25 protein-coding genes are annotated in these 23,188 nt (G+C 61.6%); 13 read left to right on the plus strand and 12 right to left on the minus strand.

Annotated features, from left to right (window positions below; genetic code table 11):
- Positions 1-52 precede the first annotated feature (52 nt).
- The 9 genes from AC0L3H_RS03940 (at position 53) to rnhA (ending at position 6,624) form a co-directional block, all read left to right on the plus strand.
- Positions 53-997 carry a heme o synthase gene (locus AC0L3H_RS03940; protein ID WP_473584571.1) on the plus strand — a complete coding sequence of 315 codons (945 nt, stop codon included), beginning with the start codon at positions 53-55 and terminating at the stop codon, positions 995-997.
- Between the two features lie 2 nt (positions 998-999).
- Complete coding sequence (locus AC0L3H_RS03945; protein ID WP_077381685.1) at positions 1,000-1,161, plus strand: hypothetical protein; 162 nt, start codon at positions 1,000-1,002, stop codon at positions 1,159-1,161.
- Positions 1,162-1,168: 7 nt separating this feature from the next.
- Positions 1,169-1,810, plus strand: coding sequence for a cytochrome c oxidase assembly protein (locus AC0L3H_RS03950; protein WP_287236990.1), 642 nt, complete (start codon positions 1,169-1,171; stop codon positions 1,808-1,810).
- 1 nt (position 1,811) lies between these two features.
- Positions 1,812-2,693, plus strand: coding sequence for a cytochrome c oxidase subunit 3 (locus AC0L3H_RS03955; RefSeq protein ID WP_027152361.1), 882 nt, complete (start codon positions 1,812-1,814; stop codon positions 2,691-2,693).
- A gap of 186 nt (positions 2,694-2,879) precedes the next feature.
- Positions 2,880-3,266 (plus strand): DUF983 domain-containing protein, encoded by a 387-nt coding sequence (locus AC0L3H_RS03960; protein ID WP_287236991.1) that lies wholly within the window; start codon positions 2,880-2,882, stop codon positions 3,264-3,266.
- The gene (locus AC0L3H_RS03965) at positions 3,263-4,018 is read left to right on the plus strand and encodes an SURF1 family protein (RefSeq protein ID WP_473584572.1); all 756 of its coding nucleotides are present in this window, start codon (positions 3,263-3,265) and stop codon (positions 4,016-4,018) included. Before AC0L3H_RS03960 ends, AC0L3H_RS03965 begins: the two co-directional genes overlap by 4 nt.
- A gap of 97 nt (positions 4,019-4,115) precedes the next feature.
- Positions 4,116-5,126, plus strand: coding sequence for a 4-hydroxy-3-methylbut-2-enyl diphosphate reductase (gene ispH, locus AC0L3H_RS03970; protein WP_027152363.1), 1,011 nt, complete (start codon positions 4,116-4,118; stop codon positions 5,124-5,126).
- 5 nt (positions 5,127-5,131) lie between these two features.
- Positions 5,132-6,094 (plus strand): homoserine kinase, encoded by a 963-nt coding sequence (locus AC0L3H_RS03975; protein ID WP_473584573.1) that lies wholly within the window; start codon positions 5,132-5,134, stop codon positions 6,092-6,094.
- On the plus strand, positions 6,091-6,624 hold the full coding sequence (gene rnhA / locus AC0L3H_RS03980; RefSeq protein ID WP_473491746.1) for a ribonuclease HI: 534 nt from the start codon (positions 6,091-6,093) through the stop codon (positions 6,622-6,624). The genes AC0L3H_RS03975 and rnhA overlap by 4 nt, the downstream gene beginning before the upstream one ends.
- Positions 6,625-6,660: 36 nt before the next feature.
- Here the strand turns inward: rnhA and AC0L3H_RS03985 are convergent, their stop codons facing one another.
- From AC0L3H_RS03985 to AC0L3H_RS03995, 3 genes are all read right to left on the minus strand, one after another.
- Complete coding sequence (locus AC0L3H_RS03985) at positions 6,661-7,140, minus strand: DUF2938 domain-containing protein (RefSeq protein WP_473584574.1); 480 nt, start codon at positions 7,138-7,140, stop codon at positions 6,661-6,663.
- A gap of 117 nt (positions 7,141-7,257) precedes the next feature.
- Positions 7,258-7,758 (minus strand): redoxin family protein, encoded by a 501-nt coding sequence (locus AC0L3H_RS03990; RefSeq protein ID WP_473584575.1) that lies wholly within the window; start codon positions 7,756-7,758, stop codon positions 7,258-7,260.
- Between the two features lie 121 nt (positions 7,759-7,879).
- On the minus strand, positions 7,880-8,686 hold the full coding sequence (locus AC0L3H_RS03995) for a protein-disulfide reductase DsbD domain-containing protein (RefSeq protein WP_473584576.1): 807 nt from the start codon (positions 8,684-8,686) through the stop codon (positions 7,880-7,882).
- A gap of 190 nt (positions 8,687-8,876) precedes the next feature.
- Here AC0L3H_RS03995 and AC0L3H_RS04000 point away from each other — a divergent pair, with 190 nt between their 5' ends.
- Complete coding sequence (locus AC0L3H_RS04000) at positions 8,877-9,485, plus strand: YqgE/AlgH family protein (RefSeq protein WP_023799312.1); 609 nt, start codon at positions 8,877-8,879, stop codon at positions 9,483-9,485.
- 152 nt (positions 9,486-9,637) lie between these two features.
- On the opposite strand, the gene AC0L3H_RS04005 is transcribed toward AC0L3H_RS04000, so the two are convergent.
- The 4 genes from AC0L3H_RS04005 to AC0L3H_RS04020 form a co-directional block, all read right to left on the minus strand.
- The gene (locus AC0L3H_RS04005; RefSeq protein WP_473584577.1) at positions 9,638-10,663 is read right to left on the minus strand and encodes a transglycosylase SLT domain-containing protein; all 1,026 of its coding nucleotides are present in this window, start codon (positions 10,661-10,663) and stop codon (positions 9,638-9,640) included.
- Between the two features lie 412 nt (positions 10,664-11,075).
- On the minus strand, positions 11,076-11,885 hold the full coding sequence (locus AC0L3H_RS04010) for a class I SAM-dependent methyltransferase (protein ID WP_473584578.1): 810 nt from the start codon (positions 11,883-11,885) through the stop codon (positions 11,076-11,078).
- 189 nt (positions 11,886-12,074) lie between these two features.
- Entirely contained in the window at positions 12,075-12,518 is a 444-nt protein-coding gene (locus AC0L3H_RS04015) for a nuclear transport factor 2 family protein (protein WP_473584579.1), read from the minus strand.
- Between the two features lie 347 nt (positions 12,519-12,865).
- A complete protein-coding gene (locus AC0L3H_RS04020) occupies positions 12,866-13,744 on the minus strand; it encodes a LysR family transcriptional regulator (protein ID WP_473491739.1) in 879 nt (292 codons plus the stop codon).
- Positions 13,745-13,895: 151 nt separating this feature from the next.
- On the opposite strand from AC0L3H_RS04020, the gene AC0L3H_RS04025 reads away from it, so the two are divergent.
- Together AC0L3H_RS04025 and AC0L3H_RS04030 are read left to right on the plus strand one after the other, a co-directional pair.
- A complete protein-coding gene (locus AC0L3H_RS04025; RefSeq protein ID WP_473584580.1) occupies positions 13,896-14,159 on the plus strand; it encodes a DUF4242 domain-containing protein in 264 nt (87 codons plus the stop codon).
- 149 nt (positions 14,160-14,308) lie between these two features.
- Positions 14,309-15,331: an oxygenase MpaB family protein gene (locus AC0L3H_RS04030; RefSeq protein ID WP_473584581.1), complete on the plus strand. Its 1,023-nt coding sequence runs from the start codon at positions 14,309-14,311 to the stop codon at positions 15,329-15,331.
- A 145-nt stretch (positions 15,332-15,476) separates the two neighbouring features.
- Here AC0L3H_RS04030 and AC0L3H_RS04035 read toward each other — a convergent pair whose 3' ends face one another.
- From AC0L3H_RS04035 to thrC, 5 genes are all read right to left on the minus strand, one after another.
- Positions 15,477-15,887 carry a DoxX family protein gene (locus AC0L3H_RS04035; RefSeq protein WP_473584621.1) on the minus strand — a complete coding sequence of 137 codons (411 nt, stop codon included), beginning with the start codon at positions 15,885-15,887 and terminating at the stop codon, positions 15,477-15,479.
- A 270-nt stretch (positions 15,888-16,157) separates the two neighbouring features.
- On the minus strand, positions 16,158-19,046 hold the full coding sequence (locus AC0L3H_RS04040) for an EAL domain-containing protein (protein WP_473584582.1): 2,889 nt from the start codon (positions 19,044-19,046) through the stop codon (positions 16,158-16,160).
- 2 nt (positions 19,047-19,048) lie between these two features.
- Positions 19,049-19,645 (minus strand): GNAT family N-acetyltransferase, encoded by a 597-nt coding sequence (locus AC0L3H_RS04045; RefSeq protein ID WP_027152377.1) that lies wholly within the window; start codon positions 19,643-19,645, stop codon positions 19,049-19,051.
- A gap of 15 nt (positions 19,646-19,660) precedes the next feature.
- Complete coding sequence (locus tag AC0L3H_RS04050) at positions 19,661-20,953, minus strand: M16 family metallopeptidase (RefSeq protein ID WP_287217482.1); 1,293 nt, start codon at positions 20,951-20,953, stop codon at positions 19,661-19,663.
- Positions 20,954-20,967: 14 nt separating this feature from the next.
- Entirely contained in the window at positions 20,968-22,365 is a 1,398-nt protein-coding gene (thrC, locus tag AC0L3H_RS04055) for a threonine synthase (RefSeq protein ID WP_473584583.1), read from the minus strand.
- Between the two features lie 127 nt (positions 22,366-22,492).
- On the opposite strand from thrC, the gene AC0L3H_RS04060 reads away from it, so the two are divergent.
- Positions 22,493-23,167: a hypothetical protein gene (locus tag AC0L3H_RS04060; RefSeq protein WP_287217480.1), complete on the plus strand. Its 675-nt coding sequence runs from the start codon at positions 22,493-22,495 to the stop codon at positions 23,165-23,167.
- Positions 23,168-23,188 lie beyond the last annotated feature (21 nt).

The following is a 23,188-nucleotide window of genomic DNA, read 5'->3' on the forward strand; positions in this document are numbered from 1 at the left end:
CCGCCGGTTCGCCGGCGGTTTTGGCCAACGGAATGATGGACTTTAAGTACGCATGGCCCTTGTCGACGACACATTGACTGACGAACCGGGCTTTCGCATGTCGGAAGCGACGGCGGGCGATTTCTTCGCCCTGTTGAAGCCGCGCGTCATGTCGCTGGTGGTGTTCACCGCCTTTGTCGGCCTGGTCGCAGCACCCGTGACCATCAATCCGCTTCTGGCGGTGATCGCGATCCTGGCCATTGCCATTGGGGCTGGCGCGTCCGGCGCGCTCAACATGTGGTACGACGCCGACATCGATGCGGTGATGACCAGGACCGCCGGCCGTCCGGTGCCGGCCGGCCGCATCCGGCCCGGCGAGGCGCTGAGTTTCGGCCTGGTGCTGTCGGTGCTGTCGGTAATGACGCTCGGCGTGCTGGTCAACTGGCTGTCGGCGACGCTGCTGGCCTTCACCATCTTCTTCTATGCCGTCGTCTACACGATGTGGCTGAAGCGCTGGACGCCGCAGAACATTGTCATCGGCGGTGCTGCCGGCGCCATTCCGCCGGTGATCGGCTGGGCCGCGGTGACCGGAACCGTCAGCCTGGAAAGCGTCGTCCTGTTCCTCATCATCTTTTTATGGACGCCGCCGCATTTCTGGGCGCTCGCCCTCTTCAAGTCCGAGGACTATGCCAGGGCCGGCATCCCGATGATGCCGAATGTCGCCGGCCAGGCTTCGACCCGACGCCAGATCTTCGCCTATGCGCTGATCCTTGCGCCGGTTGGCGTGCTGCCATGGGCGCTCGGCTTCACCACACCCGTCTATGGCGTCTTTGCGGTGCTGCTTGGTGCCGGCTTCGTCTGGTATGCGTGGCAGGTGCTGCGGATGGCAGACGACGACCATGTGATGAAGCCGGCCAAGGCATTGTTCGGCTATTCGCTGCTCTACCTCTTTGCCATTTTCGCCGTCTACCTTGCCGACTGCGTTGTCGGGCGCGTGCTGACCATGGGCGGAGCATGACCATGGCCGACAAGAAGCTTGAACTCGTCACGCTGACGGAGCGCCAGCAGAAGGCCCGGCGCAACCGCTCGGTGGCCATTGGCCTGGCGCTGGCGGTGCTTGTCGTCATCTTCTACATCGCGACCGTCGTGAAATTCGGTCACAACCTCACCGGAACGATGTGAGGCTCAGATGAACCGTCAAACGGTGACCCATCCTCAAAACAGGAACACCAACCGCATCGTCGCCGGGGTCTGCATCGCCTTTTTCGGCGGCATGATCGGCATGGCCTATGCTGCGGTGCCGCTCTACGCGATGTTCTGCCAGGCGACCGGTTACGGCGGCACCGTGAAACGCGCAACGCAGCAATATGCCGACCGGGTGCTCGACCGCGATATCACCATCCGTTTCGACGCCAACACGGCCGGCGTGCCCTGGCAGTTCGAGCCGGTCGCCCGCTCCGTCACCATCAAGATAGGCGAGACGGCCCAGGCGCATTATAGCGCCACCAACAAGTTCGTCCGCGCCACCACGGCCCGCGCGACCTTTAATGTGCAGCCGGAATTTGCGGGATCTTACTTCAACAAGGTCGAGTGTTTCTGCTTTACCGATACGACGCTGAAGCCTGGCGAGACGCTGGACATGCCGGTCGTGTTCTATGTAGATCCCGACATCGTCAACGCGCCGGAATTGAAGGACCTGAAGACGATTACCCTGTCGTACACGATGTTCCCGGTCGAGAAGAACGAGAAGACCAAGCCGGTGGCGTCGACAGTGCCGGCCGAAGGCACAAGCAACAAAGTTTCACATACCGAACGAAGCCTCGGGGGTTGATATGGCAGACGCGCACGCAAAACCACAACATGACTACCACCTCGTCGACCCGAGCCCGTGGCCATTCCTCGGCTCGGTCGGCGCGTTGGTCACCGCGATCGGCGGCGTCTGTTACATGCAGTATCTCAAGGGCGGCGATTTCCCGATCTTCGGCTTCAACATCGCCAATCCGTGGCTGTTCTTCATCGGCCTCTTGATCGTTATCTACACCATGTACGCCTGGTGGTCGGATACCATCAGGGAAGCGCATGAAGGCCACCACACGCGTGTTGTGTCGCTGCATCTGCGCTACGGCATGATCATGTTCATCGCTTCCGAGGTGATGTTCTTCGTCGCCTGGTTCTGGGCTTTCTTCGACGCCAGCCTGTTTCCCGGCGAGGCACAGCAATATGCCCGCGCCACCTTCACCGGCGGTGTCTGGCCGCCGAAGGGCGTTGAGGTCCTCGACCCCTTCCACCTGCCGCTCTACAACACCGTCATCCTGCTTCTGTCGGGCACTACGGTGACCTGGGCACACCACGCGCTGCTTCATGGCGACCGCAAGGGGCTGATCAACGGCCTGGTGCTGACCGTCGGACTCGGCATCCTGTTCACCATGGTGCAGGCTTACGAATACATGCACGCGCCGTTCGGCTTCAGGGATTCGATCTACGGCGCCACTTTCTTCATGGCGACCGGCTTCCACGGCTTCCATGTCATCATCGGCACCATCTTCCTGCTCGTCTGCCTGGTCCGCGCGATGAAGGGCGACTTCACGCCCAAGCACCATTTCGGCTTCGAGGCTGCCGCCTGGTACTGGCACTTCGTCGACGTGGTCTGGCTGTTCCTGTTCGCATCGATCTATGTCTGGGCCTCGAGCGGCGCGGTCATCGAAGGCCACTGAAATCTACCTGAGGAAATCGATGAGGCGGCTGCGGCGACGTGGCCGCCTTACCTTTTGGGGTGAAGGGCATTAAAGCGCGTCGCGGCTGAATGCATTCATGCGACGCGCTTTAAGTTCTTGTTTTTATGCATGTCGTTATCGCAAAACCGCTGCGCACTTTTGCGCGACATGCATTAAGGTATCGGAATGAGCGACGACAAGGCGATCTGGCCAGCAATCGATCCGATTTCGGCTGGCCTGCGCGGCCGCTGCCCGCGCTGCGGCGAGGGCCGGCTGTTTTCCGGCTTCCTCACCGTTGGCGAACGCTGCGCCAATTGCGGCCTCGACTATTCCTACGCCGATGCCGGCGACGGTCCGGCGGTGTTCGTCATCCTGATCATCGGCTTCATCGTCGTCGGGCTGGCGCTGTGGATGGAGGTGACGCTCAGCCCGCCGCTCTGGCTGCATTTTCTGCTGTGGATACCGCTGACGCTGGTGCTTTGCCTGGGCGCGCTCAGGCTGATCAAGGGTGTGCTCCTGACGCTGCAATACCGCAACAAGGCGGCAGAGGGCAGGCTGGACCTCGGCGAATGAGCACGACATCCGCTTCGATTGCAGGCCGTTCGCGGCCGAAGACGGCATTGCTGCTTGGACTTGGCCTCGTGCTGTTCTTCATCCTGCTGGCGCTCGGCACCTGGCAGGTCCAGCGCCTGTACTGGAAAGAGGGTCTTCTCCAGACCATCGACCGGCGCACGCACTCAGCGCCCTTGCCGTTGGCCGAGGTCGAAAAGCGGTTTGCCGCCAGCGGCGATGTGGATTACACGCCGGTGACGGCATCAGGCACGTTCCTGCATCAAGGCGAGCGACATTTCTTCGCGACCTGGGAAGGCCAGTCCGGTTTCGATGTCTTCACGCCATTGCATCTGGAGGACGGCCGCTTCGTCCTGATCAATCGCGGCTTCGTGCCGTACGATCTCAAGGACGCTGCCAAGCGCCCGCAAAGCCATGGTGCGGGCCAGGTAACGGTGACGGGGCTCGCCCGCAATCCGCTGCCGACAAAGCCCTCGATGATGCTTCCCGACAATGATCCGCAGAAAAACATCTTCTACTGGAAGGATCGCGACGCCATGGCGGCCAGCGCCGGTCTGCCGGCCGGCGCGGGGCTGGTGCCATTCTTTATCGACGCGGACGCCACGCCGAACCCGGGTGGGCTGCCGGTCGGCGGCGTGACAATCATCGACCTGCCGAACAGCCATTTGCAATATGCCGTAACCTGGTACGGCCTTGCCGCTGCCCTTGCCGGCGTCCTCATCTTTAGGCTTCGCCGCCCGGCGAAAGAAGAATGATCAGCACTGGTGCCCTTGACAGGGCAGGGGTGCGCACCTCATTTCGCGCCTTGAGTTCAAGACTTGAGTTCACGCTACGACCAACCGGCCGGGAATCATGCTTCACACGACGACAAAGCCACCGCTGACGATAAGGCTCTGCCAGCCGCGCGGCTTCTGCGCCGGCGTCGACCGCGCCATCCAGATCGTCGTGCTGGCGCTGAAGAAATATGGCGCGCCGGTCTATGTTCGCCACGAGATCGTCCACAATCGCTACGTCGTCGAGGGGCTGCAAAGCCTCGGTGCGGTGTTCATCGAGGAGCTCTCCGAGATACCGGCTGAGCATCGTCAGAGCCCGGTCGTCTTTTCGGCGCATGGCGTGCCGAAGTCGGTGCCGGCGGACGCCCAGGCGCGCAACCTCTTCTATCTCGACGCCACCTGCCCGCTGGTGTCGAAGGTCCACAAGCAGGCAATGCGCCATCAGCGGCTCGGCCGTCATGTGCTTCTGATCGGCCATGCCGGCCACCCGGAAGTGATCGGCACGATGGGGCAGTTGCCGGACGGCGCCGTCACCTTGATCGAGACCGAAGCCGACGCCGCGAATTTGGTGCCCGCCGACCCGCAGGCGCTCGGGTTCGTCACCCAGACGACGCTGTCGGTCGAGGACACCGCCGGCATCATTCGGGTGCTTAAGGATCGTTTTCCCGATTTGCATGCGGCGGCAGCGGAATCGATCTGCTACGCCACCACCAATCGCCAGGAAGCGGTCAAGGAGACCGCCGCGGGTGCCGATCTCTTCCTGATCGTCGGCGCTCCCAACTCCTCAAATTCGCGGCGTCTCGTCGAAGTGGCCGAACGCGCCGGCGCCTCGATGTCGCTTCTGGTGCAGCGCGCCTCCGAAATTCCATGGACCGAGATCGCCGGCATCTCGACGCTCGGTCTTTCGGCAGGTGCCTCGGCACCGGAAATCATCGTCGACGAGATCATCGATGCGTTCCGGCAGCGCTTCGACGTAACCATCGAGCTGGCGGTGACGGCGACGGAAACCGAGGATTTTCCGGTGATGCGGGTGCTGCGCGACGTCGAGCTGACGGCCGCCGACATGGCTTTCGTCAACGGGGCCGCGTAAGGTTCATGGCGGTCTACACCGACGTCAACGAAGGCGAGCTCGGCGCGTTCCTCAAGGCCTATCCAGTCGGCGATCTCCTGTCCTACAAGGGCATAGCCGAAGGCACCGAGAACTCGAACTTCCTGCTGCACACGACCAGCGGCTCCTACATCCTGACGCTCTACGAAAAGCGCGTCGACAAGGCCGACCTGCCGTTCTTCCTCGGCCTCATGAGCCATCTCGCCAGGAAGGGCATTTCCTGCCCGCTCCCGGTGACCGCGCATGATGGCGACGTCATCGGAACGCTAGCCGGCCGGCCGGCGGTCATCATCACCTTCCTCGAAGGCGTTTCGCTGCGGCGGCCGACATCAGCGCACTGCGGCGAGGTCGGCAAGGCGCTGGCGGCGCTGCATCTGGCCGGCGCCGACTTTCCGATGACCCGTCCGAATGCCCTTGCCATCGATGGCTGGCGCAAGCTGTGGAGCGCCTCTCGTCTTCGCGCCGACGAGGTCGAGCCGGGACTGGCGGCCGAGGTCGATGCCGATTTCGGCGATTTCGAGCGGAATTGGCCGAACGGCCTGCCGGAAGGCATCATCCATGCCGATCTTTTCCCCGACAACGTCTTCTTCCTCGGCGAGAAACTGTCGGGGCTGATCGACTTCTATTTCGCCTGCAACGATCTCTACGCCTATGATGTCGCTACCTGCCTCAATGCCTGGTGCTTCGAGAACGATTTTTCCTTCAACCTGACCAAGGGCACGGCGCTGCTTGCCGGCTACCAAAGCGTGCGGCCCTTGAGCGGCGAAGAGAAAGCTGCGCTGCCGATGCTGGCGCGCGGCTCGGCACTGCGCTTCATGCTGACCCGGCTTTACGACTGGCTGATCATTGCCAACGGCGGGCTGGTCGTGAAACGCGATCCGACCGAATATATCAGGCGTATGCGTTTCCACCGGGCGATCAAATCTCCTTCCGAATACGGACTGACATGACCAAGCGCGTCGAAATCTTCACCGATGGTGCCTGTTCGGGCAATCCGGGGCCTGGCGGCTGGGGGGCTGTCCTGCGCTTCAAGGGCGTCACGAAGGAACTGTCGGGCGGCGAGGCTGCTACCACCAACAACCGCATGGAACTTTTGGCCGCCATCTCGGCGCTCAATGCGCTGAAAGAACCCTGTTCGGTCGATCTTTATACCGACAGCAACTATGTCAAGGACGGCATTTTCAGCTGGATCGACGGCTGGAAGCGCAACGGCTGGAAGACCGCTGCCAGGCAACCGGTGAAGAATGCCGAACTGTGGCAGGCGCTCGACGAGGCGCGCAACCGTCATCAGGTGATCTGGCATTGGGTCAAGGGCCATGCCGGCCATCCGGAGAACGAGCGTGCCGACGAATTGGCGCGGCTCGGCATGGCGCCGTTCAAGAACAAGACGGCCAGGCCCGCGCCCGTTTCGGCTGGGGAAAACACCCAAGCCAAACAGCCGGCAGCCAGGAAACTGCGCCGCTCGACCCAAAGCTACTGACCAATCTGGACTACTGACCAGTCTGGTCCGCCATATTCAGCGGATCAGCAGCGCTGTGCCGAAAAGTCCGAGCGCGAACACAGTATGCGATACGAGGTTGAGGGCGCGGATCTGCATAGGGTTGGGGCGCTTTGACGCGGCCCAGCCGGCGCCCATGCCGGGCGCCAGCAGGAACCAGCCGGCGCCTACGGTAACGATGCCGAGGAAGAAGGCCGGCAGGAAGGTCGGCGCGGCCAGCCACGCCGCTCCCGCCAAAACGGCCAGGATGATGCCGTAGACGATGCCGACAAAATAGTGGAAGGCCCAGCCCAGCGCCGATTCATGCGCATAGGGTGCTGCCTCGCCGATATCGTCATGGAAGACCTTGCCGTCCCTCAGGTGCCAGACCCAGCGACCAACCAGTCCCCAGTTCGGCCGTGGCTGAGCAAACACCGTGTTCAGGAAAATCGCCCAGAGGTCCATGAGCGCCGTGGCGCCGATGCCGATCGCCACAGCGCGCCAGAAGTGGTCAAACATCATTGAGGTCCCTTAAAAGCAGGCAATTCCCAAACAGCATTCTTTGCACGCCCAATTGGACGCGCGGCTGCCGAAACGAGCGCGATCGTCAGGCCAAAGGAGCGTGAAAACCTCGGCCTATGCTGTCGCCAAAACGGAAAGCTGTCCGAGAATGTGAGCAGCACCGGATTCATCAACGCCAGGCTTTGTCTCGACATTGAGCGCGGCGACCTTGCCGTCGTCGACGATCATCGAAAACCGCTTCGAGCGCAGCCCCATGCCACCGCCGGAAAGGTCGGCGTCGAGACCGATCGACTTGACGAAATCGCCATTGCCGTCGGCAAGATAGAGAATCCTGCCTTCACCGCCGCTGAAGCGGGCCCAGGCGCCCATCACGTGGACATCGTTGACGGCGACGACGGCGATGGTGTCGACGCCGCGCGCCAGGATGGCGTCGTAATTATCCAGAAAGCCGGGCAGATGGTTGTTGGAGCAGGTCGGCGTGAAGGCGCCGGGAACAGCGAACAGCACCACCTTCTTTCCCGAGAAAATCTCGGCCGTCGTGATCGCTTTTGCGCCGTCGGCAGTCATCGTCTTGAAGGTCGCTTGGGGCAGCTTGTCGCCAACGGCAATCATCATCGTGGTCCTCGTTTTGACAAATGGAAGGGAGTGTCCTTGCGATAGCGAATTCAGCCGTTTCCCGCAACTGTCGGGGTGGCCGGAGCAAGAGATGTTCGATCTGAACATCCTTTGCTGGGGATCAAGGGAACGGCAGCAGGCCTTCGACGGCGCCGGCCGCAGTTGTCAGCGTGTAGTAAAGTCCGCCATCCGTCGGCGTCGTCGTCGGCCTGTCGAGGATCGGCACGGTAAACACCAGCTTGCCGTCCTTTTCGCTGCGGGCCGGCACGCCGAACATGTAGTCGCGCTCACCGGCGACGAAGAAATCCGCTGCTTTGGGATTGCCCGGAAAGCTCGCCTCGACAATCAGTGTCTCGCGGTCGCCCGGCAGGATATTGACGCCGAAATCAGGTCTTGCGGGAGCAGGCAGCGTTGCAAGCGCCGCCTTCACCAAAGCGGCGTCTTCGACGTTGTCCGGATCGGAGCCTGGATCGATGGTCAGCTTTGTTTGCACCGGGATGCAGATCGTCTCACAAATTCCGAGAAAGATATCGGCAACGATGACGGCCGGCTCGTTCGGCGTCGACAGCGTGAACGTTACCGGCAGCGAAACCGGATGGTCGTAGCCGGCCCATTTGCCGGAGCCGTCGTCGTGGCGCTGGGGTGGTGGAAACGAAAACGTCGCGTTGGCAATGTTGGTGCTGGCCGAGATATCGATTTGCGGCGGCACGCCCGCGTCGCCCGGATCGCGCCAGTAGGTTTTCCAGCCAGGCTTGAGCGAAATATCGAGGACGCCATAGATGCGTCCGGCTGTGTCGGGCTTGCCGCTGGTCACAAGGCGTACTTTGCCGCCTTCGCTTTCGTACCAGACCGACGAGGAGGCTGCGGCGGGAAGACCGGTTCCACATCCGACAGCGGCGCTGAGCAGCAGGACTTTCAAGCTTTGCATGGCGGTGATTTGAGCGTCCGTTCATGGCTGCGCAATGACTTCATGGCGTCGCTGCTATCATATTTGCGTGACCTCGGGCACAGCTTTGCGTGACCTCGGGCACAGCTTTGCGTGCCTTGGATGCACATCTGCGACCAAATCGCGCGCGGCGCATCTTTTCGGCGCTCCAGAAACGCGTTACGCTCCCCTCATGGACTTGTTGCGCCACAAGAAGATGGCTGCGGGACGCGGCTTTCTCGACGACCAGTTCCTGATTGCCATGCCCGGCATGAAGGACGACCGCTTCACGCGCTCCGTCATCTATATTTGCGCGCACAGCGACGAAGGCGCGATGGGCCTGGTCATCAACCAGACGCAGCAGATGCTGTTTCCGGATCTGCTCGTGCAGCTCGGCATCATGAACGAACAGGAGGCGATCCGCTTGCCCGCGCAGGCCCGCGACTTCGTCGTCCGCAACGGCGGACCGGTGGACCGCAGCCGCGGCTTCGTCCTGCATTCGGGCGACTACCGGGTGGAATCGTCGCTGGCCGTCTCCGACGACATTTGCCTGACCGCGACCGTCGACATATTGCGCGCCATTTCGTCGGGCCGCGGGCCTCGGCACGCGCTGATGGCGCTCGGCTATTCGGGCTGGGGCGCCGGTCAGCTGGAAAGCGAAATCGCCGAGAACGGTTGGCTGACCTGCCCGGCAAATGCGGAGCTTCTGTTCGATACCGACATCGAACGCAAATACGACCGGATACTCGCTTCGATCGGTATCGACCTCGCGCATCTCAGCCTGGCCGCCGGTCACGCCTAATGCATGTCGCGCAAATGCATCCCCTCGGGCTTGACCCGTGGGTGTGTAGCGGTTTTGCGATAGCGACATGCATAAAACGACAACCTAAAGCGCGTCGCGTGAGGCCGATCAACGCGACGCGCTTTAGAAGTGAAAACCCGATACCTGGCTGGTTACCGCCGCATTGCCATCGCCAGCCGTTTGCCCAGATCGTAGACGAGATTCTCGAAACCCGACGTCCAGGACAGGTCAGCCTGTTTCACGCGCGTTTCGACATCGCTGTATTTGCCGATGCGGGCTTCCAGGAAGGAGCGCAGGCGCTGGTGAAACTGCCCGACGGTGAGCTGTTTTCCCTCGGCCTTGAAGATCGCAATATTGAAGCGTGCCGCCTTGGGGAAGATTGTGCTGGCCGTGGCATTGGGCTTCTCATCGGCATTCGACAGGAGCGCTGCTGCCCCGTTGGTGCCAAGGAAATGGGGGAGGTAGAGATCCCTTTCATCCATGGCCTTCTCAAGACGAGCTTCGATGCGTTGCTTGGCCGCAAGAAGGTTCTTGGCCGCAAGTGCCGCCGACAGATAGGGATCGCGCCTGAATTCAAGGATGCGCTGTTCTTCGGCCTTGTCCTCGACGAAATGGTATTCGCGTTTGCCCTCAGGGCGGGTCCGTATCAGTTCCGCTTCGTCGCCCAGGCCGAATTCTGCACCGTACCTCTTCACCGCCTCGAGCCATGTCTGGTCGAGGAATTGCATAAGACCAAGCGCCGACCCTTTAGACGGGCGATTGTTGATGTCGAAGGAGGATTCCTTCTCGGCGATCGCAAAAAGCGTATCGGCAGGAAATTGGGTGTCCTTGGCTGCACGAAGGATTTCGCTGGCGATGTGCTGCGACACCCTGTACTCGCCGAACTCGTGCATCGACATGCCGAGGACGATCTGTTCCGCGCCTTGGGAAAGGATGGAGACGGTGCCCTTCAATGCCTGGGCCAGCGTGCGTTCTCCCTCGCGTCCAGAGGTCGATATGGTGTCTGGATCGATGATGTCGAACTCGGGCGCGGCCGAGGGAAAACTCAGAGCCGAGAACGGAACAGCAGTGGCAACCGCGGCTTCGGTCACGCCGTTGACCAGGACTCCCGAATAGACCGGCCATGGCATGGCTGCCACGGTCACCGCCAGGCCAAGCCCCGCCATCCTTTTCGACAAAGGCCGTCCGCCCGAAAGGACGAAGGCTCCGCAAGCAAAGAATTCAAATGTTCTTTGGAGTGACGCCAGGTCCCCCTCCGTTCCTTGTCTAGCCGCCCAGATATTTTGGGACAGGTCTATTTCCAACGTTGAGCCGTCAACGTCGAAAAAGACAAGAAGAACGGTCAGTGCTTCATTCAACTAGTCATGGATAATGGCGGCACAATGGCCACAGTGCGGCAAAATAATTCGAAATGTAAAACAAGCTGGTTTTAACCGAGGGCTGCGTAGCCGATGCGTTGCTTGTGAAGCCTCTCGATTGGCGAGCAGAAATTTCCCTGAGGTGGTCTGCCCTCGACCGGCAGATTGTGAATGAGCAGCCATTCTCGGCACAATACTCGATCGAACGAGTCCGCAGCTGGTGAGAGATCATTTAGCCTTTGGCTGTCGCCAGATTGGTGCTGAGCTCGAAGGCCAGTCCCGATCCGATGGAGTATGGCTGCAGCACGGGCGCACTCTCGCTCACGATCGCCTCCACGACGCGCTTGCGTTCCTGATCACCCAATTCCTTGGCTAAGGAACTCATCCCGACCAGCGCCATCGTATTCAAATGCAGGAAAGGTACGCCTTCCCCGAAATGGATGGTGCGCGAAACAATCCTCGATCGGACCTCGTGGAAGCCGGCGTCTCGCAGCAGCGCCTCAAGCGGAGCCGCTTCCCCGAAGCTGTACCGCTGATCGGCGATGGCGCCCAGATGACGCTCCGCGACGCGGCGCAGGTCGCGAAAGAACGGGATTTCGTCGTCCGGGCGCCACGTGGCGATTGCCAGCCTACCACCCATCGTCAGCGCGCGACGCATCTGCGCCGCCGCCGCGGGTTTGTCAGGAAAGAACTGCAGTCCTTGCTGGCAGACGACCACGTCGAACGTCTCACCGCTACGCAGAGGCAACTCGCCGGCATTGCCCTGGCGCCAGTCGACGGCTGGTTCTACAGCGCGCGCCACGGCAAGCATGTCCGCGCTGACGTCGACACCGACGATAAATCCGGCTCCACCGAGCCGCTCTCTTGCAACGCGCGCCACTATTCCTGTTCCACAAGCAATATCGAGTACGCGATCGCCCGAAGACAATTCCAACTCGTCAAGAGCCATCTCGGCCCATGGACGGAAGAGAGGGCCGACGAGCCACCGCTCGTACATCTCCGGGAAACTTACCTGTTTCATTGCGTAGCTGGGCAAGGTCATGATCGTCCTCCCTCAGGGTGCATGACTATGGCGGATCTACTCCACCGGCATCAGCAGGTGCTCGCAAGGCGCGTCGGGCCACATCTGGCGCCATAGAATGACGTTCTGCGTCGACGAGAAGCGAAAACCCTTCAGCGGGCTTTGGACCTTCAGCCAGAGCGCTCCGCCGGGATGGCGACACTCTTCGCATCACGCGGCTTCGCCGCGTGCAAGGGCCGCCGCCTGCTCCAGGCGCACGCCCTTGACCAGGGGGTCTGCGTGCCGATGCACCAGGCGCCATTCCGCCTCTTCGCGGCGATAGACCAAGGTAACCCGCAGCGGCCAATCCTGTGCTGGCAGACCGCCGACCTCGACATGCGGGCGTTCAATGATCGCGAGGACCACCATGTCGGCGGAACCATAGGCTTGAAGAAGTTCGTGCTCGAAGGTCCCGTTCTTGAAAAAGCGGCCCATCGCTTCGATCCGCTCTGCAGTCAGTTCAGAAGCCCGCGTCGGCTTTCCTCCGAATGGAGACATCAGCAGGAAGTCCTTGGTATGTGGGATCACCTCGTAGTATTTCGTTATCTCCCCGCGCATCAGCGCCGAATTTGCTTCCGCAGAACGCTCGACGAGATCGGCAACCGTCTGGTCCATGGCAGTCTCCTCAAGAGCCTGTGCCGAGGCTTTCGTTAATTTTGCAGTTTGTGACAATGCCACGCCAGCGCTTGCTGCGGCGAGAAGGGAACGTCGTGATACCGGCATGCGGGTGCTCCTGCATCTGTTTCCGATGCGAAGCGCGCCTTGCGCTGCTCCGCTTGCTCAGGAGATCGCACTTCGATGATGCTGAATCCAGTGATATAATTTCATCGACATGCTGAACAGGATTGATCCCAATCTCCTCGTTGGAGACCGTGTACGACGAGTGCCACGTGGGCCGAGCGGCCGAGAAGTTGAATCTGACGCATCTCAAATCAGCAAAGCTCACGCCTCAGCATAAACGCCTAGCCCGGCCAATCGAACGTCTGGGCAGCTCGGACCATTGCCGCAGTCGCCGGGCTATAGGGCCGGCCGGGAATGCTAGCCAGGGACACCGTGCGTGCCACCGCGGGTTCGATCAGCGGACGCTGCAAAAGTTCAGGCGATGTCACCGAATATTCAGGCATGAAGGCGAAGCCGATCCGCGCCAGCACCATTGATTGGATCCAATCCTCGCGCTCGGAACGAAAGCGGGCATAAAGGCTGACGTTTCTTTCCCGGCACGCACCCATTACCAGGTCCCGCATTTCGCAGGACAGACGATCGACATAGGGTTCTTGAGAGAGATCGACCAACTTGATTGCATTGAGGCTCGCAAGCCGATGATCCGGCGCGAATACGACGACGTAACGCTCACTGTAGAGATCATGGACGCGGAACGCCGCTCCCAATCCCTCCAGCGGATTGAGAACGGCAACATCGAGATCGCCTTGCTCGAGCCTGTTTTTCAGTTCCTGGACGCTCGCCTCGCTAACTTCAAGCTCGACGCCATGATAGTCGCGCTGGAACTTTGCGAGGAACCGGGCGAGTTTCCCATGGCCGATGGTCGACATGACGCCGAGGCGGATCGGCACCTGGTTGAGCAGCCTGAAATTGTCGGCAAGCGTTCTGGTTGCGTGGGCCTCCTGCATGATCTGCTGAAGATGCGGCAGAATGGAGCGCCCGAACTCACTCAGGAGGACGCGCTTTCCCTCGCGGTGGAACAAAGGCGCGCCAAGCTCATCCTCGAGCGTCTTGACCGCTTTGGTGAGCGCCGGTTGAGAGACATTGCAATCGGTGGCGGCCTTGGTGAAGTTCAGCATCTTCGCGGCGGCAAGCACGTAGCGGACCTGAAACATCTCCATGGCGAGCCCTCCCGAGGCGGTTCCACGAAACGACATTGTAATCCTTTCATCGATAACTGTCGGCTATCGATCGATAGAAAAAATGTCGTTCTCTTTCGCCCGCAGCTGCGTTCAACTCCTGTGGTCACTTTTCACAGGAGGAGATCTGGAAATGACTGTCTACATGGTGGAACGCGACCTCAAGGGCATCAGCATGGAAACTCTGGGAGATGCGCAGAAGGCGGCGATCAGCAAAGCCGCTGAGATGACCTCCAACGGCACCGACATCAGCTATCTGCGCTCGACCTTCGCACCGGAGGACGGGCGCTGCATGTGCCTGTTTGACGCTGCCTCTGATGTCGACGTGAAGCGTCTAAACGACGATGCGGGGCTGCCCTATCACAGAATCGTGCCGGCGCTCGATCTTACCCCATAGGGCCGGCGCGACCGGGCTCGTGGTGGCTATCCGGGCCGGTGTTCTTGCGGAGTTATGCAGCGCGTCAGTTTGAATCTTTGGAACGACGGAAGGGCCAAGTCGTTCGTGCTGCATCCGCCAGCCACACGCGTTGCCAGGAGAGTCGGAGCATGTTTGGCAATTCGGGCACCCTTCCTCTGCCTCGCCCGCTTGGGCGTCGTGTGGACAATCTTGCGCAGTCGTTCATGCGCCAGCGGCTCGGATCGCAGATGGACTTCTCGACCCCGCAGGGCGAGCCGGCGCTGTTGCCGCCCAACTCGGTGTCGTGGCGTATTTTCAAGAACCCGGTTGCACTGTTCATCGGCGGGGTTACGGCGGTGCTGCTCGAATTGGCAGAGCCGCGGGTTCGCGACGCCATTTGGCAGCACAGCACATTCCGCTCCGACGCGCTCCGACGATTACGGCGCACTGGCCTCGCCGCCTTGGTCACGGTCTACGGTCCCCGCACCAAGGCCAAGGCCATGATTGAAGGTGTGGTCAGGATGCATGGGCGCGTTTCAGGCCGAACCAGCGAAGGTGAGCCATACGACGCCACCGACCCGGAGTTGCTGGACTGGGTGCAAGCGACGGCCGGGTTTGGTTTCATGGAGGCCTATCACGTCTATGTGCATCGACTGCATTTTTTCGAACGGGATGCGATGTCCGCCGAGGCTCGCCCCGTCGCGCTTCTCTATGGTGCGGTTGACGCGCCCACGTCGCAGGCCGAGCTTTACGCGCTGTTCGACGCGATGAGGCAAAGACTCGTCGCATCGCCGATCGTCCTGGAATTCCTGCAGATCATGGAAGACGTTCCCGTCTTGCCGGGAATGGCTCAACCGCTTCAGCGGCCATTTCTGAAGGCGGCTGTCGAGATCCTGCCCCGCTGGGTCCGCAAGCGGTTGGCACTCGGCGACAACTGGACGTTGAAGCCGTGGGAGCGTGCTCTTGTGAAGACGACGGCTGCAATCTGCGAGCGCATCGTGCTCCCTTCATCTCCGGCCGTCCAGTCGTGCCGTCGCCTCGGTCTTCCCGAGAACTATCTCTATCGCCGACAGAAGGCACCTAGACACGAGCAACACGGTCGCGATCATGCGGGATTTGATGCCCGCATAAGGGAAAGCGACGGGTTAAAAGTGCGGCAATGGCCGCCCTAAGGGCGCGTATCTCGCGTCGGGGAATGTCCAGCAAAGGGCCCGAAAGCGACGATCAGCGGAGCCGGAACTTCCGATCATTTCGACCTGGCAGGCTGTCGGACATGCTCCGCTGGTAGCCGCCCAGCAAGTTCCCTCGCGATCCTGTTCAGGGCGTCGCGAGGCCGGTCCCGCGACGGGCCGCATCGACGCTCCACGCGCCGCCTCCCGCGAAAAAGAAGTACAGGAAAATGAAGCAGTAGAGGATCGACGAGTCGCCCTCGTTGACAACCGGAAAGAAGTTTTGCGGCGCATGCGCCATGAAATAGGCGACCGCCATGTTGCCGGACAGAATGAACGCGACGGGCCGGGTGAAGAGTCCGAGGGCAAGCAGCGCGCCTCCGATCAGCTCGATCAATGCCTGGGCCACAATAAGCCCCGACAGTTGCATCGGCTCGGGAGCGGGCGGAAAATTGAAGAGCTTTTGAGTTCCGTGCTCCAGAAACAGCAGCGCCGACATGATCCTCACGACGCTTAACCACACTGGAGCCCAGGCAGAAATCTTGTCGAAATTCATCAGCTGGGCCTCCATCATGACCCGGTGATTCCGGCCAGCAGGCTGAATATCAGCGGGTCAGCTCTTCGCACCGATTTCGCGAAGTCGGTATGATGCACAGCGCGAGCCGTAAACCAATACTCCCAGTTCACAGTCGCGTGACCGCCGGTCGTACTTTTGATGGAGTGCCGAGCCGCGGGAGCTGAGACCTTCGATGTGCTCCAGCGGGTGCCAATCGCCAGGCTCATGCCGCCCAAAAAGGGCAGCGGTTTTGGGACAACGACATGAATAAGATCAAGCCCGGGTCAGCGGATACTGTTCCTTCAGCGTCCTCAGCACCTGATCGCCGGGCATCGGCGCGCCGAACATGAAGCTCTGCACATATTCGCAGCCCATCTGGCGCAGTTCGAGCGCATCGCTTTCGTCCGAAATGCCCTCGGCCACGACCGAAAGGCCGAGTTCATGCGCCATGTTGACCATCGATTTGAGCAGCACCGCGCGCTTCGGTGTCTTGTCGTCGACAAAGCTCTTGTCGATCTTGATCGTGTCGAAGGGAAAGCGCGTCAGATAGGCCAGCGATGAGTAGCCGGTGCCGAAATCGTCCAGCGACAGGCCGATGCCAAGCTTCTTCAGCTTGTTCAGCACATGGGCTGTCTGCTCGGGATTGTCCATCACCAGCGATTCGGTGAGCTCGAGCCGGAAACAGCGCGGCTTCAGATTGGCCCGCGCGATCACCGAGCGGACGTCGCTGACCAGATCGCGGCGGATGAGCTGTCGGCTGGACAGGTTGACCGAAACCGACAGCGGCGCGTCGCCGATCTGCTTTTGCCAGCCCGCCAGATCTTCGGCGGCCTGTTGCATGGCGAACAAGCCAAGCTGCACGATCAGGCCGCAGCTTTCGGCGACCGGGATGAAATCGCCTGGCGGGATCATGCCGCGACGCGGATGATCCCAGCGCAAAAGCGCCTCGAAGCCGGCAACACTGCCGTCTTCCAGCCGCACGATGGGCTGGTAGGCGAGTGTGAATTCGCGCCGTTCGATGGCGCGGCGCAGGTCGGACTCGAACTGCAGCCGGTCGGTGCCGACGGTCCGGAAGGCGGGTCGGAACGGTTCGATCCTGTCGCCGCCAAAACGCTTGGCCTGGTGCATGGCAAGCTCGGCGTCCTTGACCATGTCCTCGGCCGAACTCTGCGCCGAGGTCCAGGTGACCAGACCGATCGAGGCGGTCAGCACGATCTCGCGCTTGGCAAAGGTAATCGGATTGTTGATCGCATGCTTGATGGCGTCGGCAACGGCTGCGATGCGGGCCGGGTCCTGCTCGGAAAGCAGCATCAGCGCGAACTGGTCGCCAGCAAAGCGCGACAGCGAATCCTTCGGCTTGAGCAGCCGGTGCAGCCGGCGCGCAACAGTGAGCAGGATGGTATCTCCGGCCGAGATGCCGAGCCCGTCATTGACCTGCTTGAACCGGTCGATGTCGATGACGAAGACGGTGGGACGGACCTTCTCTTCGGTGCGCGCGATCGAGATGATCGCCTCCAGCCGGTTCATAAGCAATTCGCGGTTCGGCAGGCCGGTCAGATTGTCGTGCACGGCATCGTGCAACAGCCTCTCCTCGGACTTCTTCTGCTCCGTCACGTCGACCATGGTGCCGACGCAGCGGATGACCTCGCCGTCCGATCCGATCACCGGCCGGGCGCGCAGCGAAAACCAGTGATAGTGCCCGTCGGCGCCGCGCAGGCGGAAATTCTGCGACACCCGGCCGCGCCGGTGTTCGAGCACCACGTCGAGCGTCGTACGGAAGGTGTCGCGGTCGTCGGCATGGAGTACCGGCAGCCAGTTGCGGGCAGCGCCGCCCAGGCTGTCGGGCGCAAGACCCAGCTGGATGCTGACATCCGGCCTGGTGACGACGCGGTCGCGCATCACGTCCCAGTCCCACACCGTGTCGCCCGATCCGGCCACGGCCAGCGCCTGCCGTTCGAGATCGGAGAAAAGGCCCTGATGCAGCGCACCGCCGGCAAAGGCGTGCTGCATGACGGTGAAGCCGATGAGCAGGATGATGAGGATCAGCCCGCCGCCCAGTGCCGGCTGGGCCATATCGTTGTCGAGCATGCCGGTGATCGCCATCCACGACCCGCATAGCCACAACAGGACCATGACCCAACTGGGCACCAGCATGATGGCACGGTCGTAGCCGCGTATGCCGAGGAAGATGATCAGGCCGAGGCCGGTCAGCGCGGTGGCGGCGAAGGACAGCCTGGCGATGCCGGCGGCGACCGCCGGGTCGACGATTGCAACGCCGGCGATCAGCAGCAGCCCCAGAATCCAGACCAGAGCGCCGTAGCTGAAATGGCCGTGCCATCGGTTAAGGTTGAGATAGGCGAACAGGAACACCACGAAGGTCGCTGCAAGCGCCACCTCCGTTCCGGCCCGCCACATCTGCTCGTTGCCGGGCGATATTTCCAGGACCTTGTTGAGAAAGCCGAAATCGATGCAGATATAGGCGAGCACCGCCCAGGCGAGCGCTGCGGTTGCCGGGAACATCGAGGTTCCCTTGACGACGAAAAGGATGGTCAGGAACAGCGCCAGGAGGCCGGCGATGCCGATGACGATGCCGCGAAACAGCGTGTAGGAATTGACCGAATCCTTGTAGGATTCCGGCTCCCAAAGATAGACCTGCGGCAGTTTGGGCGACGCCAGTTCGGCAATGAAGGTGATCACCGTTCCGGGGTTCAGCGTCACCCGGAACACATCAGCGTCGGGGCTGCTCTGGCGGTCGAGCGCGAAGCCCTCGCTGGGCGTGATCGCGGCAATGCGCGTCGAGCCGAGATCCGGCCAAAAGATACCGGAATTCACCAGCCGGAAATGCGGTGCGACGATCAGCCTGTCGAGCTGCTGGTCGGTGGTGTTGGCAAGCGCGAACACCGCCCAGTCGCCGGTCGAGCGCGCATCATTGGCCTCGACCTCGATGCGCCGCACGATGCCGTCCGGTCCCGGAGCAGTCGACACCTGAAAATTCTCGCCCTGGTTGCGGTAGATTTCGACGGCGCCCGAAAGGTCGAGCGCCACATCGTCGCGGGCAATCTTGATCGGTTCGACGGCGAAGGCCGAAGACGCCGCGCAGAGCACGACGATTGCCGTCAGCACAAAGGCGAACAACGACCCGATTCGCAGGAAATTCGTCAAAATCAGTCCTTCGTTTCCGCGCCCGGTGGATCGTCCTCGATCCGGGCGTAGAGGTAGTGGTCCTGCCAGATGCCGTTGATCCTGAGATAGGATCGGAGAAGTCCTTCGCGCCGGAATCCGGCTTTTTCAAGCACGCGGATCGACCGGGCGTTGTCGGGAATACAGGCAGCTTCGATCCGGTGCAACCTCAGCGTATCGAAGGCGAAGCGCGTCACCACCTTGACCGCGTCGGTCATCAGGCCACGGCCGCTGTAGCGCTCGCCGATCCAGTAGCCGATATGGCCGCTTTGCGCGACGCCGTGGCGGATATTGCCGAGGGTGATTCCACCGACAAGCTTGGCGTTGCTTTTGTCGAAGATGAAGAAGGCTATGGCCGTTCCCTGCGCATAGTCTTCGCGATAGCGGCTGAGGCGATGCCGCCAGGCCGTGCGGTCGAGCTCGTCGGGGTTCCAGCGCGGCTCCCACGGCTCCAGGAAGGCGCGGCTTTCCCCGCGCAACACCGACCATTCCCGATAGTCGTTGGTCAGCGGCACGCGCAGCGTGACCCGGTCACCCTTCAGTGCCGGCAGGTCACGGCGAAAGAAAGGGAGCGCGAACATGACGCTTTGATGGACTTAGCCGGCGAGCTTTCGGGCCGTGGTCTGCGTGCCCGAAAGCGACTCGAGGACCGCCTCATAGGGAGCGAGCGTGCCCACCGGTCCGACGGCAGTCAGCGTCGGCTTGGTCGAAAACAGCCGTGACGAAAGGTCCGTCAACCGCTCGACCGTCAGCGCCGACAGCCGTTCCATCAGCTCTTCCTTGGCGATCGGCCGGCCGAACAGAAGCATTTGCCGGGCGATCTGCGAGGCGCGGCTGGCTGGGCTTTCGGCAGACATGATCAGGCCTGCACGGTACTGGGCGCGTGCCCGGTCGAGTTCCTCCTGCAGGATGGTCTCGCCGACCTTCTGCAACTCGCCGATGACCACCGGCACCAATTCGGCGATGTCGCTCTGCCCGGTCGCGGCATGGACGCCGAATATGCCTGTATCGGAAAAACCCCAGTGGAAGGCATAGACCGAATAGCACAGCCCGCGCTTTTCGCGGACCTCCTGGAAAAGACGCGACGACATGCCGCCGCCAAGGATCATCGACAGGACCTGCGAGGCGTAGAAGTCGCGTACATGATAGGCGCGGCCCTCGAACCCCAGCACGATCTGCGCGTCCATCAGGTCGCGGTCCTCGCGGAAATCGCCGCCGACATATTGCGCATATTGCGGCATGGTGTTGTCGGACTTACTGCGGAAACCGCCGAGATGCTTCTCGACCTCGCGCACGAAGTTGTCGTGCTTGATGTCGCCGGCGGCAACGATCACCATGCGCTCGGCGCCATATTGCCGTTCGATGAATTTGTGCAATTGCTTCGAGGTGAAGGACTTGACGGTTTCCGGCGTGCCGAGGATGGAGCGGCCGATCGTCTGGTGGCGGAAGGCCGTCTCGGTGAAGTGGTCGAAAACGACGTCGTCGGGCGTATCGTGTGCGGCGCCGATCTCCTGCAGGATCACATGCTGCTCGCGCTCCAGCTCCTGCGGGTCGAACTCGGATTCCTGCAGGATGTCGGACAGGATATCGACGGCCAGGGGCACGTCGTCGCTCAGCACCCTGGCATAATAGGAGGTGGTCTCGACACTGGTGGCGGCATTGATCTCGCCGCCGACATCCTCGATTTCGGAGGCGATCTCGAAGGCGCTGCGCCTTCTGGTTCCCTTGAACGCCATGTGTTCAAGCAGGTGGGCCATCCCGTGCTCTTCGCTACGCTCATTGCGGGCGCCTGATTTGATCCAGGCGCCAAGAGCGACGGATTCGAGGCTTGGAAGGGTTTCGGTGGCGACTGTCAGGCCGTTCGACAGACGGCTTACCTCAACACCCATATAGCTGATACTCCCTAATTTGCCGCCCGCGTGTGGCGGCTAACATAATCTTCCACCATTTTCAGGTCGGATGGAAGTACCGTGTATTTTTCCTCTGAAGTCATCAACCCGCCTAGCCATGCGGGCAGGGCAGGCGACACGCCGCTGGACGCTTCGACGGCGGCCGGGAACTTTGCCGGATGGGCGGTGCCCAGCACCACCATGGGCACGGCATTGGTGGCTCTTGCAACCGCAACGTGCATGGCCGCGGCCGTGTGCGGGTCGAGCAGATAGTTGCTGGCTGCGAGCGTCGAGCGGATCGTGGCGGCGACTTGATCCATGGTCGAACGGCCGGCGTCGAATTCGGAGCGGATCCTGGCGATCTCGTCCGCTTCGATGGTGAAGGCGCCAGACTGCTTGAGGCCGCTCATGTAGCGCCGCACGGTAGAGGCGTCGCGGCCGGCCGCCTCGAACAGCAAGCGCTCGAAATTCGAAGAGACCTGGATGTCCATCGACGGCGACGTGGTCGAAAAGACGCCTTTCGTGCGGTACTCGCCGCTCGACAGCGTGCGCGCCAGAATGTCGTTGTCGTTGGTTGCAATGATCAGCCGCTCGATCGGCAGCCCCATCTTCTTGGCGGCGTAGCCGGCGAAGATGTCGCCGAAATTGCCGGTCGGCACCGTGAACGAAATCGGCCGGTCGGGCGCGCCGAGCGACAGCGCCGATGAGAAGTAGTAGACGATCTGGGCCATGATGCGGGCCCAGTTGATCGAATTGACGCCGGACAACGAGACCCGGTCGCGAAAACCGTGATCGTTGAACATGTCCTTCACCAGGCCCTGACAATCGTCGAAATTGCCTTCGACCGCCAGCGCATGGACATTTGCGGCGATGGACGTCGTCATCTGCCGCTGCTGCACCGGCGAGACCCGGCCGTGCGGGAAAAGAACGAAGATGTCGGTGCGGTTGCGCCCGGCGAAGGCATCGATGGCGGCCCCGCCGGTATCGCCGGAGGTGGCGCCGACAATGCTGGCGCGCTGGTCGCGTTCGGCAAGCACATGGTCCATCAGCCGGGCGAGAAGCTGCATGGCGACGTCCTTGAAGGCAAGCGTCGGGCCATGGAAGAGTTCCAGAACGAACATGTTCGAGCCGGTCTGCACCAGCGGGCAGACCGCCTCGTGACGGAACGTCGCATAGGCTTCGCGCACCAGGCGTTCGAACACCGGCATCGCGATCTCGCCGCCGAGAAACGGCGACAGCACGCGGATGGCGAGGTCGGGATAGGCAAGGCCGCGCATCGCGCGGATCTCAGCTGCCGAAAACTGCGGCCAGGTTTCAGGGACATAAAGTCCGCCATCGCGCGCCAAACCAGCCAGCACAGCGTCGGAAAATCCAAGCACGGGCGCTTCCCCGCGGGTACTCACATAGCGCATCGTCATGTTCCATTGCTGCCGGGCGGTATTGTCCGCGGCAAAGTGGTTAATTTCCGTACTTGCTCAGTCGCATTTTTGCCGCGCGGTTGATATACGTCACCCGCTTTGCGAGAGGGAAGTGCAGTTCATGGCGTTTCATACATTTAACGGTCGTTTTGTCGCGGGTCTGGCGCTCGCCGGCTTTATGCTTACCGCCGCCGGCTGCCAATCAGGCGGCAGCAGCATGCTGGGCTTCGGAAAGAAGGACACGACACCGCCACCACCGCCGGACCCCAAGGTTCTCGCCAGCCAATTGCTGGCCTATTGTCCGAAAGTGACGCTGCGCGACGGCACCGCCTTCTTCAACACCTATGCCAAGGGCAGTCAAAAACCCAAGAAAAAAGCCGCCACCCTGGATGCAGAAGCTGCCGCGCTTGACGCGAGCAGCGGCCAGCAAGATGGTTCCGCCAAGATCGTCTATCAGGCTTCGATCACCGATGTGACCCGCGACTGCCTGCGCGCCAACGGCTCGCTGACGATGAAGATCGCCGTCGCCGGCAAGGTCGTTCCGGGACCGATGTTCAGCCCTGGCACCATCACCATGCCGATCCGTATCGCTGTGATGCATGGCAAGGAGGTCCTTTACTCGCAGCTTCACCAACATCAGGTCCAGGTTACCAATCCCTCGAGTGCCACCCAGTTCGTCTTCACCGATTCGAACGTTGTCGTTCCCGAGCCCACCGCGCGGGACTATCAGGTGTTCGCCGGCTATGACGAAGGCCCGCCGAAGAAGACCGACAAGAAGGTTGCCGCGGCCGAATAGCCGCGGTTTTGGATCTGCGCG

It is taken from the genome of Mesorhizobium sp. WSM4816, assembly GCF_055811535.1.

What these genes read in the sequence shown, in the direction of transcription:
- AC0L3H_RS03940 (WP_473584571.1), top strand. Translation starts at nt 53, where the DNA reads ATGGCCCTTGTCGACGACACATTGACTGACGAACCGGGCTTTCGCATG.
- AC0L3H_RS03945 (WP_077381685.1), top strand. Translation starts at nt 1,000, where the DNA reads ATGGCCGACAAGAAGCTTGAACTCGTCACGCTGACGGAGCGCCAGCAG.
- AC0L3H_RS03950 (WP_287236990.1), top strand. Translation starts at nt 1,169, where the DNA reads ATGAACCGTCAAACGGTGACCCATCCTCAAAACAGGAACACCAACCGC.
- AC0L3H_RS03955 (WP_027152361.1), top strand. Translation starts at nt 1,812, where the DNA reads ATGGCAGACGCGCACGCAAAACCACAACATGACTACCACCTCGTCGAC.
- AC0L3H_RS03960 (WP_287236991.1), top strand. Translation starts at nt 2,880, where the DNA reads ATGAGCGACGACAAGGCGATCTGGCCAGCAATCGATCCGATTTCGGCT.
- AC0L3H_RS03965 (WP_473584572.1), top strand. Translation starts at nt 3,263, where the DNA reads ATGAGCACGACATCCGCTTCGATTGCAGGCCGTTCGCGGCCGAAGACG.
- ispH (WP_027152363.1), top strand. Translation starts at nt 4,116, where the DNA reads ATGCTTCACACGACGACAAAGCCACCGCTGACGATAAGGCTCTGCCAG.
- AC0L3H_RS03975 (WP_473584573.1), top strand. Translation starts at nt 5,132, where the DNA reads ATGGCGGTCTACACCGACGTCAACGAAGGCGAGCTCGGCGCGTTCCTC.
- rnhA (WP_473491746.1), top strand. Translation starts at nt 6,091, where the DNA reads ATGACCAAGCGCGTCGAAATCTTCACCGATGGTGCCTGTTCGGGCAAT.
- AC0L3H_RS03985 (WP_473584574.1), bottom strand. Translation starts at nt 7,140, where the DNA reads ATGTTTGACCACTTCTGGCGCGCTGTGGCGATCGGCATCGGCGCCACG.
- AC0L3H_RS03990 (WP_473584575.1), bottom strand. Translation starts at nt 7,758, where the DNA reads ATGATGATTGCCGTTGGCGACAAGCTGCCCCAAGCGACCTTCAAGACG.
- AC0L3H_RS03995 (WP_473584576.1), bottom strand. Translation starts at nt 8,686, where the DNA reads ATGCAAAGCTTGAAAGTCCTGCTGCTCAGCGCCGCTGTCGGATGTGGA.
- AC0L3H_RS04000 (WP_023799312.1), top strand. Translation starts at nt 8,877, where the DNA reads ATGGACTTGTTGCGCCACAAGAAGATGGCTGCGGGACGCGGCTTTCTC.
- AC0L3H_RS04010 (WP_473584578.1), bottom strand. Translation starts at nt 11,885, where the DNA reads ATGACCTTGCCCAGCTACGCAATGAAACAGGTAAGTTTCCCGGAGATG.
- AC0L3H_RS04015 (WP_473584579.1), bottom strand. Translation starts at nt 12,518, where the DNA reads ATGGACCAGACGGTTGCCGATCTCGTCGAGCGTTCTGCGGAAGCAAAT.
- AC0L3H_RS04020 (WP_473491739.1), bottom strand. Translation starts at nt 13,744, where the DNA reads ATGGAGATGTTTCAGGTCCGCTACGTGCTTGCCGCCGCGAAGATGCTG.
- AC0L3H_RS04025 (WP_473584580.1), top strand. Translation starts at nt 13,896, where the DNA reads ATGACTGTCTACATGGTGGAACGCGACCTCAAGGGCATCAGCATGGAA.
- AC0L3H_RS04030 (WP_473584581.1), top strand. Translation starts at nt 14,309, where the DNA reads ATGTTTGGCAATTCGGGCACCCTTCCTCTGCCTCGCCCGCTTGGGCGT.
- AC0L3H_RS04045 (WP_027152377.1), bottom strand. Translation starts at nt 19,645, where the DNA reads ATGTTCGCGCTCCCTTTCTTTCGCCGTGACCTGCCGGCACTGAAGGGT.
- AC0L3H_RS04050 (WP_287217482.1), bottom strand. Translation starts at nt 20,953, where the DNA reads ATGGGTGTTGAGGTAAGCCGTCTGTCGAACGGCCTGACAGTCGCCACC.
- thrC (WP_473584583.1), bottom strand. Translation starts at nt 22,365, where the DNA reads ATGCGCTATGTGAGTACCCGCGGGGAAGCGCCCGTGCTTGGATTTTCC.
- AC0L3H_RS04060 (WP_287217480.1), top strand. Translation starts at nt 22,493, where the DNA reads ATGGCGTTTCATACATTTAACGGTCGTTTTGTCGCGGGTCTGGCGCTC.